The 11,587-nt window shown below is 49.6% G+C and carries 11 protein-coding genes; 3 read left to right on the forward strand and 8 right to left on the reverse strand.

Going from position 1 to position 11,587, the window contains the following annotated elements:
- Nucleotides 1-83: 83 nt before the first annotated feature.
- Nucleotides 84-1,481, forward strand: coding sequence for an MFS transporter (locus QMG93_RS02625; protein WP_281933339.1), 1,398 nt, complete (start codon nt 84-86; stop codon nt 1,479-1,481).
- A gap of 87 nt (nt 1,482-1,568) precedes the next feature.
- Here QMG93_RS02625 and QMG93_RS02630 read toward each other — a convergent pair whose 3' ends face one another.
- On the reverse strand, nt 1,569-2,231 hold the full coding sequence (locus QMG93_RS02630; RefSeq protein WP_281933340.1) for a nitroreductase family protein: 663 nt from the start codon (nt 2,229-2,231) through the stop codon (nt 1,569-1,571).
- A 185-nt stretch (nt 2,232-2,416) separates the two neighbouring features.
- Between QMG93_RS02630 and QMG93_RS02635 the strand changes: the two genes are divergently transcribed.
- A complete protein-coding gene (locus tag QMG93_RS02635) occupies nt 2,417-3,004 on the forward strand; it encodes a TetR/AcrR family transcriptional regulator (protein WP_281933341.1) in 588 nt (195 codons plus the stop codon).
- 104 nt (nt 3,005-3,108) lie between these two features.
- On the opposite strand, the gene QMG93_RS02640 is transcribed toward QMG93_RS02635, so the two are convergent.
- The 5 genes from QMG93_RS02640 to QMG93_RS02660 form a co-directional block, all read right to left on the reverse strand.
- Nucleotides 3,109-3,483 (reverse strand): hypothetical protein, encoded by a 375-nt coding sequence (locus QMG93_RS02640; RefSeq protein ID WP_281933342.1) that lies wholly within the window; start codon nt 3,481-3,483, stop codon nt 3,109-3,111.
- 41 nt (nt 3,484-3,524) lie between these two features.
- Nucleotides 3,525-4,604 (reverse strand): LolA family protein, encoded by a 1,080-nt coding sequence (locus QMG93_RS02645; RefSeq protein ID WP_281933343.1) that lies wholly within the window; start codon nt 4,602-4,604, stop codon nt 3,525-3,527.
- Between the two features lie 6 nt (nt 4,605-4,610).
- Nucleotides 4,611-6,077: a sensor histidine kinase gene (locus QMG93_RS02650; protein WP_281933344.1), complete on the reverse strand. Its 1,467-nt coding sequence runs from the start codon at nt 6,075-6,077 to the stop codon at nt 4,611-4,613.
- On the reverse strand, nt 6,067-6,786 hold the full coding sequence (locus QMG93_RS02655; protein WP_281933345.1) for a response regulator transcription factor: 720 nt from the start codon (nt 6,784-6,786) through the stop codon (nt 6,067-6,069). The genes QMG93_RS02650 and QMG93_RS02655 overlap by 11 nt, the downstream gene beginning before the upstream one ends.
- Before the next feature lie 96 nt (nt 6,787-6,882).
- Nucleotides 6,883-8,232, reverse strand: coding sequence for a PLP-dependent aminotransferase family protein (locus QMG93_RS02660; protein ID WP_281933346.1), 1,350 nt, complete (start codon nt 8,230-8,232; stop codon nt 6,883-6,885).
- Nucleotides 8,233-8,392: 160 nt separating this feature from the next.
- Here QMG93_RS02660 and QMG93_RS02665 point away from each other — a divergent pair, with 160 nt between their 5' ends.
- Nucleotides 8,393-9,058 (forward strand): nitroreductase family protein, encoded by a 666-nt coding sequence (locus QMG93_RS02665; protein ID WP_281933347.1) that lies wholly within the window; start codon nt 8,393-8,395, stop codon nt 9,056-9,058.
- 67 nt (nt 9,059-9,125) lie between these two features.
- Here QMG93_RS02665 and QMG93_RS02670 read toward each other — a convergent pair whose 3' ends face one another.
- Nucleotides 9,126-9,839: a hypothetical protein gene (locus tag QMG93_RS02670; RefSeq protein ID WP_281933348.1), complete on the reverse strand. Its 714-nt coding sequence runs from the start codon at nt 9,837-9,839 to the stop codon at nt 9,126-9,128.
- Between the two features lie 141 nt (nt 9,840-9,980).
- Nucleotides 9,981-11,582, reverse strand: coding sequence for an aminotransferase class V-fold PLP-dependent enzyme (locus QMG93_RS02675; RefSeq protein WP_281933349.1), 1,602 nt, complete (start codon nt 11,580-11,582; stop codon nt 9,981-9,983).
- Nucleotides 11,583-11,587 lie beyond the last annotated feature (5 nt).

Below are 11,587 nucleotides of genomic sequence, written 5' to 3' on the forward strand. Positions count from 1 at the left end.
TGAAATCATAACATAAAATGCGTTGGAGTAAATACTCGATTTCAAGTACGATATCTTTAAAACACTTCGGGGGGGACTCCAAAATGAATGCTCGCAGTAGGTGGTTGATGATTTCCGTTGGACTGGGGATACTATTGAACCCATTAAATTCTTCGATGGTTTCCGTTGCTATTCCCAGGCTGCAAAATGGATTCCAGCTTGACTTTACTGTTGTTTCCTGGATTATTTTTACCTTCTATATCGCAAGTGCTGTGGCTCAACCTGTCATGGGAAGGGCCAGCGATTTATTCGGCCGCAGGAAAATATTTCTTACCGGGCTTGTTATATCCTTCATTGCCTCATTATTAGCTCCACTTTCACCGAACTTTGGATGGCTCATCGTGTTCCGCATTGTGCAATCCATCGGGACAAGCATGATGATTTCCGTTGGAATGGCCATCGTGCGAATTCATATTACGGAGAAACAAGCGACTGCGGTGTCCGTTTTGTCCATCTTTCAATCCGGGGCGGCAGCCATTGGCCCTTTTATTGGCGGGGTTTTGATTCATTGGTGGGATTGGCCCGGTATCTTTTTCGTTAATATTCCGTTCGTGGTGGCGAGCTTTCTATGGTCTTGGAGGATGATTCCTAAAGACGAGACGCCAACATCTGTTGAACGCAAAATGTCCTTTCGCAAATGGCTGAATTTGATTGATGCGCCAGGGATTCTGCTCTTCACTGTGGGGCTGATTGCCCTGCTTGTCGGAATACTGTCGGCAAAATCATCCGGTCATGTTTCCTCTGGGTATATCATTACCGGGTTGATCGGCCTCGTTGTACTGGGAGCCTTCGTACGACATGAGCTAAAAACGGCTTCACCCTTTATTCCCTTGCGCACATTCGCCAAATATCCTGCGGTGACGTGGGTCAATGTCCAATTCATGGTCGTTAACATACTTTTTTATGCACTCTTTTTCGGGCTTCCGTCCTATTTGCAAATGGTACGTCATATTAGCGAATTCCATACTGGAATTCTCATGCTAACCTTGGGCTTGTGCTCGCTCGTTGCTTCTCCAATGGCAGGGCGATGGATCGATAAATCGGGGCCCAGGCCGGCGTTGCTCGTGTCCGCGATTCTCATGATATTCGGGGCCGTGTGGATCGTGACCTTGAACGAATTTTCACCGGTTATCAGCGTGTGTGTGGCGTTAGCGGCATTCGGCATCAGCAACGGATTGAACAATGTCGGTATGCAAGCAGCCTTATTCAAAAGTGCCCCAAAAGAAATCATCGGTGTAGCATCCGGCTTATTTAATACATCAAGAAACCTGGGGGCCATTATCTCTTCATTATTGATAGGTATCGTCATGGGAGATCAGTTCAGCTTCGGGGGATTTCGCTTGCTGGGGATTATTCTCACGGTAATTGCATTGTCCTTGGTATTCATGAGCTGGAGGCGCCGGGAGTCGGGGCAATTGGAAGAGCTTGAATTTCGTCAATGAACGCCTTGTTGGGATCAGATGCGCAGAATTTATAAAAGACCTTGGCACGCCGTTGTTTATACGGATGCGAAGGTCTTTTGCATGTTCTTATTCGTTAGGCATTTCGTTAAAAAAAGCAATATCCTCGATTGGCAGCCTCACCGTCGGATGACCAGGCTTCGCTGCCTTGCCGATGGCGATCAGCATAACCGGGGCATACCGGTCTGATACGCCGAAGGCTTCCATGAACTTTTGTTTGTCGTAACCGGCCATCGGTACCGTATCGTAGCCTTTGGCGCGGGCGACAAGCATAAGTTGCATCGATACTAGTCCGCCGTCGGTATAAACGATTTGGCGGATGGCCTCGGGCGGCATGCTCGAATACATACCGGTATAACGCTCAACAAACGATTTTGCCGTATCCGCAGGCATGAAGCCCGCATCGACAGCCTGGCCGTAAATCTTCTCGGCTATCCGGATGTTCTCCAGGTCCCCAAGAACGGCGATGACAGCCGAAGCCTCGACCACTTGCTGTTGATTGAATGCGATCGGAAGCAGCTTCTGCTTCAGCTCCGGCGAGTCGATAACGAGAAACCGCCACGGCTGCAGGTTAGCGGCCGAGGGAGCCAGCGTGGCTTGCTGCAAGATTTCGCTCAATTCCTCCCGCGAAATCTTGACCTCGGGATCATAGCTGCGAACCGAACGGCGTTCTCGAATAACATCAAAAAAAGATTGTTGCTCCATCGTTTGCGACGGTTGTGAAACGGACATGGTTCTCTCCTCCTCTTTGTATGCAGCATCCTGCTTTAAAACAACATTAGTTGTTTGTGCAACACGTGTTGTATTCATATGTTATAATAAGAACCGAGTGGCACGCAATCATCAATATCAATGAAACGTTGTATAAACAACACCATCTCTATAATGTCGTTTTAGTTAGGAGGTCTCCAGCCCACATGACAATTAAAAAGAATGAAGCTGATCCTCGCGTGATACGTACACGGCGACTCCTTCAGGACGCTTTCACTTCATTACTTCAAGAAAAAGATTTCGAATCGATAACCGTTAGGGATATTACAGAGAGGGCTACGGTGAACAGAGCGACTTTTTATGCGCACTTTGCAGATAAATTCGAAATTCTGGAGTCCAAATTAACGGAATCTTTTATGGCCATCATAAATCGTAGAATAAGCGGTCACGAAATATTAAATGAAGAAACAATTCAGAGTATTTTTCTGGCTGTATGCGATTTTCACGAGAATTTAAGCGCCATGTGCAAAAGAAGCTATAAACCGCTTGGACCTGTATTCGAAATTCAAATAAAGGAAAAAATTCAAGCGATACTTCTTTCCTTTATAGACAAAGACAAGGTGCTTTCGAGTCCAAACGCGCAATTAATCAATACAGCTTCCATCATGTTAAGTTGGGGGATGTACGGGGCCGCTTACGTTTGGAACAAAGAGGGGCGTCTACTACCTGCAGAATCATTCGTTAAACAGACTATGCCTTTAGTGATGAACGGGGCCAAAGAACTGCTGGGCTAGGTTCCAATTCTCTTTAGAATCCTCGCTTGGTCAAGAACGGAACAGGTTGCCAATAAATATCGGCAGCCTGTTCACCTCGATATGACCGGCTAATCATCTTTCTATTAGTTGAGCTCTTTCACGATCGTTGTTACTCGTTCTTTTTTCATGACAAATTTGAAAGATTGACTGTCTTTTAGCACAACTTGAATTGCCCCGTTCAATACACCTTTGACTTCTTTGCACTCTGCTATATCGGAACGATGAATTCCAATGGCGAGCTGGATCTCCAGACTCATTTGTTGTTTATATATAAGCAATCTTTGATCTGTTATCACCAATACCATTGGCATATTCTCTTTCGTGAGCCAAGAAATTTCGGGAAGAAGCTTCATTACCCAATTCGTCGGGGCGGTTCTGCCGGCAATGATATCAACAAGTTGTTCGTTTGGTTCCAAATCCTTTTTCACTCTATCTTGATATTTATTGGCAATACTCATTTTTGCTCTCCCCTCACAGCTTGAAAGATCGTCGGGAATGATTAGGAACTAAGCTTCATGCTTTGTACCATTTCCACTAGTTGATCCAGGGTTACATCCGGATTTTCGTTGAGCAGGGAATATCGGAGCCCGCCTTCATCCCAAGTCAACGCCCGAATTTCGGCCGAATACCACCCATTCGTTTGGCGCACCTTAATTTCTTTGCCCAGAGCGCCCGGATCTGAATCGGCCGGCTTTTTAAAAACACTAAGCGACAAGGAGGGCACTTGATCTTTGTAGAATTGAGCCTCTACCTCCGTCCGATTGATTTCTCCCTTCAGCTCATGCAAAGCCACTTTCGTTAATGTCACATGTTGATCATTAAAAACGAGCAACGGTTGACCAAGTGCGCGTTCAGCTTCTTCAAGCGTGACTTCCTTGACCGGACTCAGGTCCTCGATCGGTTTGACTTGTATATCCTTCGGGATATCCAGTTTGAAGGTATCTTCCGCAAACTTCGGGGAAAAATCCAGCCTGGTGTATTCCGATTCCGTCTTTAGATCACCGTTCGCAAAGGTTGATTTTAAGACAAACCACGTTTTCGAATCCACCCAAAACTCCATATCCCCCATTAGCGTACTAGACGTATTGGCCGTCAACTTCACATGGTAGGTATTCATACCCAGCACTTTCTCTTCGCCAATAACTTCAAATTTATGCGTGGACTGCATTTTTTTGATCATATTCATCAATACGTCTCTCTGGGACAACGGGTTGAGCCCCATATCGTCGGTAATGTTCATGGAAAAAGCGCTTTTGTTTGTTTTATCGTAGGTGATCACTTGGCTGCCATCGTTGACAGACAGGGCCTCTTGACCGTTGCTTTTGGTTTCGAAGCGTCGCTTGCCGGTAGTTGCTTCGTACCATTCTTTCGAAGTGGAATCTTCGGTTACGTGGTTGTTTTTATATACGCGTACCGTACTTTCAGCATAATAAGAGCCCGTTTTCTTTTGCGATTCCAAAACTTTAGATACGATATCGGCCGGCGTATTCCCTTTCTGTCCCATCCCCGCGTCCTCACAACCGGCCGCTACAAGACATGCAGCTAGACTGATTCCGATAAATAGTTGTTTAAATTTCATAGTCTATCATCCTTTCTTTCGCAACCAGCAAGCCACAAGGGTACCGTACCCGGGCGCTGACCATAGGCGGATTTTCCCGCCATGCTTGTCAATAATGATTTTTGCGATGCTTAACCCCAGACCCGACTGGCCTGTCTTGGTTTTCGTTCGGGATTCATCCATTTGATAAAACGGTTCGAATACCTTTTCTTGCGCTTGCGCAGGAATCGATTCGCCATCATTCTGTACGAGAAGCACAACGCCGGACTTGCGCCATTCCGATAATGCTTCTTGAAAAGGAGGGAAAACCCAAGAGGGCAAATCGCATTCCTCGGAAATGGCCGCCAAGCCGATCATCCCGCATGGATTCGTGTGGCGGGTGGCATTGTTCATTAAATTATCGACGATACGAATCATCTGCGATACATTGACCGAATACGTGCCGCTTACGCAATTTTCTTTTTCCAGACGAATCCCGTTTTTTGCGCATAGCTCATCGTAGCCGGAAAGAAGCATTTCGAATAACTCGTCGCCTTCCACTTCTACCCGTTCCATCACGTGATGTGCCGAACGCAGCACCGCGTACATCGATAAATCGTCCAAAAGCTGTTTCATATAGTCCGTCTTTTCGAATAGAATCGAGAAATATTGTTCCCTCTCCTTATCGCCTATCCGTTCTTTTCGCTGCAGCAGCTCGGTGTAAGAACGGATTACGGTCAGAGGCGTTTTTAAGTCATGCGATAAGGAAGCGACGATATATTCTTTTTCTTGCTGCTCAACCTTCAGTTCTTCCCGCGAACGCAGGATTTGCGACCTCATCCGGTCAAAATTTACGATCAATTCACCGATTTCATCCTTTGCCCGATGTTGGATCGGATTGACCGGTTGATCCTGAGCAAAAGAAGTCATTTGTCCCATCAACAGCCAAACGGGCCGCGAAATTTTCCGGTGGACCAAATAAATGATTGCAGCATATAGAACAAGAAAGAAAAATACAAGCACGAATGAAAGCCAAACGGTTCTTTGCGATACGCCCTCAAGCCAACGCTCCCGGGCTATCGTAATTTCGTAGAAACCGAGCAATTTCGACCCGTTAAACACCGGATTTTTGATCGTATACGTCCGATTGTTCTTCTGCAATTCATATAAGTGCCGATAAAGAAACTCGTTCGGTTCACGAAGCAAAGATGGAGTCAGGGAATCCGCCGAAGAAGAAAACAGGGTAATGCCGTCATAACGGTATAGCGTAATTTTTAGCGAATCGTTGGCCAAGTCCCGGATTGCCCGGTAACGATCGCCCGGTTGAATCTCATACAAAGAGCCGTCCTGCAAAGCCGACTCCATATTGCTTATCTTACCTGCAACCTCAAAATACTCGAGCAGATCCTGTTTTTGATCCAATTGATTTAATAGTAAGTAATACGCATAAATGGCCGCGGCGGGAAGAAGCATCACAATCAGAAATGCAATCATTAACCAGTATTTAAGTTTCATCACACGGCTCCCCGATAAAGCGATAACCGCTGCCCCATACCGTTTGGATAAACAGGGCCTCCCTGGAGACATCCTTCAGCTTCGTCCGCAGGCATTTGATGTGAACCGTTACGGTATTGTTGCCGTCCACTTCCGCCTGATGCCAGATTTGTTCGTAGAGCTCTTTCTTGGAAAACGTCCGGTAAGGGTGCTTGGCCAGCAATAAAATCAAGGCAAGTTCTTTGGCCGTCAACAAAATTTCTTCCCCGCTCAAGAACACCCTTTGATTCGCAAAACAGATCGACAAGCCGTGCCGGTAATCCACCCGTTGACCAGTTTCTTCCCGCTCGCCTTGATATCTGCGGTATCGGCGGAGATGAGAAAGAATGCGGGCGGAAAGCTCCGCAAGACTGAATGGCTTGGTCAAATAATCGTCCGCGCCAAGAGTCAAACCGCTGACCTTGTGATGATCCTCGTGATGAGCGCTGACGATGATCATAGGAACGTCGCTGTTCAAACGAATGTTTCGACACAGGCTCAACCCGTCCATTTCAGGCAGCATCAAATCGACAAGCACCAGATCGTATTTGTCCTGATTGAAATCCTCCCATCCTTCCCCGCCTGTAGAAGACCAGGTAATTCTGTATCCTTCCGTCGTTAAATAATCGCGGATGACACGTGCAATTTCCGGATCGTCCTCCACCAGTAAAATGTTTGTCTTATCCTTCAATGAGCTTCCCTCTCCTTGGATTCCATTATATTTCCGCAATGAAGTACATCGATCCATTTAAGAAATACTTTATTTTTAGATCTCGCTTCGTTGCCGTTAAGAAGGGAACTTGACTTCCCGCCTCACTTCTTCGATGATTTCCCTAACCCCCTCATCGATTTGCTCCGGCTGCGCCCGCGAGATGCTGATCCGCAAAAACTTCTCCCGCTCCTTATAATCCGATAAATAACACGGCTTGCCGGAGAAGACAAGAATATCCTTCGCCGCAAGCCGTTTGATCAGGCGCTCAAGATTGACCTTTGCCGGCAGCTTGAATTGCACGTACACCCCGTAGCGGACATCCGGTATTTCCAGCAATCCTTCAACGTTATGCCGCCGCACCGCCTCGTTCAGAGCGCTAATCCGCGCTGCGTATTGGCTGCGTATTTTGCGTTTGTGCCGCTCGTACATGCCATTTTTGATATACACTTCGAGCGCGGCCTGAGACAGCTGCGAGGTGTCCGCATATCTTTTGTATTGGCGGAACGGCTCCAGCAGCTTTTCCGGCAAAACGGCAGCGCCGAGCCTCAGTCCCGGGAAAATGATTTTCGAGAAGCTTTTCAAATAAACAACGTGTGACGTACCGTTATAGGCGAAAATGGGATCGATGCCCGGTTCTTCGCCCAAATCGGCCATGTAATCGTCTTCCACGACGTAAACGTCATATTTGCTCGCCAAACGAGCGATCATTTTCCGCTCGTCTGCGCTGTAAGAAGTGCCGAGCGGGCTGTGATACCTCGACATGGTGTAGAAAAACTTGATGTTTCCCTGCCGGAATTTCTCCTCTAATTCCAACAAATCAATGCCTGCCGTCGTACGGGCGATTCCGCATACCGGAATGCCCTCCGCCTCCAAAAAACGCATATAAATTTCGTAGCTCGGCTGTTCGACCAGAACGATCGAATTCCCGTTCGGAAACGGCATTTTCGCCAATATTTCGAGAGCCTGGTTGGCACCCGACGTTACGATGATCCGTTCCGCTTTGACAAATACTTGATCTCCGGCCAAATGGGAAACGAGCGTACGACGCAGCGACTCCAGCCCATTCGAATCGCCGCAGGTGAACAGATCGTATTTATAAGTGTCTACTGCTTTATTCAAGCAGTGCTGGAAATCCAAATACGGCAACACGCTCGGATCCGGCGACGAAGAGGCGAAATCGATCGTCTTGCTCTTCGTGGCGTTGAGCCGGTTCCCCGGCTTATCAACGACGTAATAGCCGCTTTGAGCAATCGAGTAAATGGCGTGTTGTTTCTCCAATTCCGCGTAGGCCCGAGTAATCGTATTGACGCTGCAGCCGTACAGCTTCGCAGCATTGCGGACCGAAGGCAGCTTTTGACCCGAAACGAACTGACCTTCGTTGATTTTTTGCTCCAGATCGGAGAGAATATCCAAATATTTTTTCATTCCGCCCCCCTCGCTTTCCACTAGCCATCATATTATACTCCGTCAACTGTATCAATACACTTTAGGAAATAGGCTATTGTTCCAAGCTCCAGATCGGCCTATCATGTCAAGTAACGTCACTCAACCAAAAACATTACCATTCAAAGGAGCCGATTGAGATATGTCATCCACTGCAAAAGATTTTTTCACTGTCCTCCGTGAACGTAACTCCGTCAGACATTTCGATGCATCGCACAAACTTAGCGAACAAGAGATCAAGGAGCTTCTGGAGCTTGCGGGCAGCGCCCCGTCGTCTTGGAATCTTCAGCATTGGAAGTTCATTGCCTTTACCAAGGCGGCGGCCAAGGAAAAGCTGCTCCCAATCGCAAACGGCCAAAAACAAGTCGTCGACGCTTCCGTTACCGTCGCCGTACTCGGGGACCTGCAGGCCCATCGGAATGTCGAAGCCGTATACGGACCAGCCATCCAGGCCGGATCTGAAAATGCTTACGCAGGCTATTCTTCCCATACGGCCATGATCGCTCAAATCGAAGAAGCTTACGCGGACGATTCTTCCTCCTATCGGCGAGACGAAGCGATTCGCAACGCCTCGCTGGCCGCGATGCAGCTTATGCTTGCCGCGAAAGCGAAAGGGCTCGACTCGGGCCCGATGGTTGGCTTCGACGCCAACGCCTTCGTCCAAGCGTTCCATGTGCAGCCGCGTTATATTCCCGTTCTGCTCGTAGCCATTGGCAAGGCGGCTGTCCCTGCCCGGCCTACCTCACGCTTCCCTGTGGAGCAGACGATCATCTGGAACGGGTTTGAACCCGATATCGCAACTCTCTGAAGCCTGGAATCTTCATACGCAAAAACGCAGCCTTATTCGGCTGCGTTACATTTTTTCATAATGACCATTACCAATGCTTAACGTCAATCGAGCCCATTCCTGCCACAGCCGTTATTTCCGACCCGGAAGATGTCGTTATCCGTTTCGTTCGGGGCAAAACCCCTTCATCGTGAGCGGCGAATTCGACAGCGGGCAAGAGCAAGTCGATTCCGCCGAATCCGCAGTGAACGTGAATACGATTCGGGCCGGCCAGCTCGGTCCACCCCAGCGTAGCGCTTCCTACGTTCAGCCGGATATCCGCCTCCCCTTGCAATTCGTTCAACGAAACATCTCCTGTTTGCAGCTTGATCCGCACCTTGGAAGAGTGCGTAATCCCGGACACTTCACCGAATGTCCCCCGGATGTCAATATCGCCCCGGCCTCCGTCCAAGATCACGACACCCGCCGTGAATTTCGCCAGAACCTTTGTTTCCGGAGGGACATGGACTTCAATGAGAATTTTTTGCTTTTGTCCGTTTTTGAGGTAAGAGACAAAGTTGCTTCCCTCGTACCGCAGTGCGCCGCCGGAGCAGAACAACCTTTGAGGCAGCAGATGGGATTCGCCGGCAGCCACAATGCTAATTTCATCCTCCGCATCAAAACAAATCAGCATGTTACCCAGCGTATGCACGTCGATGCGAAATTCCCGGATACCCTCGGCGGGAAACCGCTGATCGATTTGGGCGTTCCTGATCGCTCCTTTCGGAAACGTCGACAGGGATTTAGGCGTTCTTAAGGACATGGTACCTCACTCCTTTATAGGACAGATCCACGAAAACACAGGATTCCTTTATATGTAATTTATACCAAAACATATCGATCGAAACAATGAGCAAACCGCCCGTAAAGCAGGATGCCCTACGGAACGGCGGCCCGGCTCCCGCTAGCCGAACGAAAGCTCCAACTCCTCGGCGATCGTCTGCTGAAGGTCCAGGATGTTCTTAATATGCTCCTCCGTCGTTAACGGATTAGCCAGGATGACCCGCAATACGACGATGGATTCCGGCAGTCCTTCGATACCGGACAGCGTAGTGCGGGAAACGAAGGACTCCCCTTGCCGTCCCTGCATTTCCTGAAGACGCTCATTCAACCGGTTAATCCGGTTGTGCTCCTCGGGGGTCAGAGTGCCGTTCCGTACTGCTTCACGCAGTGGCGCAGGGATGTAACGATACGTTAAAATATTGATTTCGGGCTCTCCGATCAGCTCGAAGGCGTGATGTTCGGCAAGCAGATCGGCCATCCAACGGGTTTTGCGAATGCCTTCATCGAGCAAATAGCCATAGCCTTCCCGGCCCAGCAAATGGAGTCCCGCATGCAGAAACACCGACATCGCCGGACGGGACCCCTCCAGAGATCGCCGTCCCAAATCGGCGGAGCCCCCGCGGATGATGTACTGCGCTTTTTTCTCGATCAAGGCCGCGGCTAACGGGTCCTTCAACAAGAGCAGACCCGTGCCCATCGGCAAATACATCTGCTTGTGCCCGTCGATGGTGACGGTGTCCGCCCATTCGATCCCCTGGAGCTTATGGGCGTGGGCATCCGACAGCAGCAGCGGACCTCCCCAAGCGGCATCCACATGAAAATGAATACGTTCCGCGCGGGCCATTCGTGCTAATTCTTGCAGCGGATCGATGGCGCCGCTTTCCGTTGTGCCGGCGATGCCGACGATGGCAAGGATCCGGTCGCCACGTTCGCGGCAAGCGGCGATCTCCTTCGCCAGCTTCGACAGATCGATCCGGCCGCGAGAGTCGCAGCCGATCCGGATCACGCCGTCGCTCCCCAAGCCGAGAATATCCGCGGCTTTGTCGATCGAGTAATGCATCAAGGAAGAGCCTAGGATGACGCCCCGCCGGTATCCGTTCTTGTGCAGCGCCAGCGCGTACCCGTCCCGCTTCACGTTCGCTTCCGGCGAAAGCAGTGCCGCATTGCGCGCGATCCACAAGGCGGTCAGGTTTGAAATCGTCCCGCCCGAAGTCATCATGCCCAGCGTGCTTTCGGGATGTTGCCCGTGCTCGGCATAAAAGGATTCATCGCAGCCATAGACCTGACGGTGCATGAACGCGAGCGCTTGCCGCTCAAGGACGGTGAACGACTTGGACGTTTCCACTTTGACCACGTTTTGGTTTAAAGCCGTGAGCAGCCGGCTCAACGGCCTGAAAAACATCGGCAGCGCCGAGGTCATATGGCCGATAAAGTTCGGGGATGACGTATTGATGGAATGAGGCACGACCTCATGAACCAAGCGGCTCATATACGCTTCGGGATGCAGCGCGCTCCCGGGAACGGCCGCCTCCTGTCGGAGCAAGGACAAACGTTCCAATGCCGTATCTGTCGTGACACACGAAGCCCCGTACAACCCTTCAATCACTTCCGTGACGTATCGGTCCAGCCTCTCCTCCACAGCCTGCTGATCCGCGGACGGCTCAAACGCCAAGCGAAGATACTCCCTGATTTCGAGAAGCGGCTGGATATACAATGGTTCCATAGCTT

This window comes from Paenibacillus tyrphae, from assembly GCF_027925525.1.
GTDB classification, from domain to species: Bacteria; Bacillota; Bacilli; order Paenibacillales; family NBRC-103111; genus Paenibacillus_G; species Paenibacillus_G tyrfis_B.

Coding starts and splice junctions, on each gene's coding strand:
- QMG93_RS02625 (WP_281933339.1), top strand. CDS start 84: ATGAATGCTCGCAGTAGGTGGTTGATGATTTCCGTTGGACTGGGGATA.
- QMG93_RS02630 (WP_281933340.1), bottom strand. CDS start 2,231: ATGTCCGTTTCACAACCGTCGCAAACGATGGAGCAACAATCTTTTTTT.
- QMG93_RS02635 (WP_281933341.1), top strand. CDS start 2,417: ATGACAATTAAAAAGAATGAAGCTGATCCTCGCGTGATACGTACACGG.
- QMG93_RS02640 (WP_281933342.1), bottom strand. CDS start 3,483: ATGAGTATTGCCAATAAATATCAAGATAGAGTGAAAAAGGATTTGGAA.
- QMG93_RS02645 (WP_281933343.1), bottom strand. CDS start 4,604: ATGAAATTTAAACAACTATTTATCGGAATCAGTCTAGCTGCATGTCTT.
- QMG93_RS02650 (WP_281933344.1), bottom strand. CDS start 6,077: ATGAAACTTAAATACTGGTTAATGATTGCATTTCTGATTGTGATGCTT.
- QMG93_RS02660 (WP_281933346.1), bottom strand. CDS start 8,232: ATGAAAAAATATTTGGATATTCTCTCCGATCTGGAGCAAAAAATCAAC.
- QMG93_RS02665 (WP_281933347.1), top strand. CDS start 8,393: ATGTCATCCACTGCAAAAGATTTTTTCACTGTCCTCCGTGAACGTAAC.
- QMG93_RS02670 (WP_281933348.1), bottom strand. CDS start 9,839: ATGTCCTTAAGAACGCCTAAATCCCTGTCGACGTTTCCGAAAGGAGCG.
- QMG93_RS02675 (WP_281933349.1), bottom strand. CDS start 11,582: ATGGAACCATTGTATATCCAGCCGCTTCTCGAAATCAGGGAGTATCTT.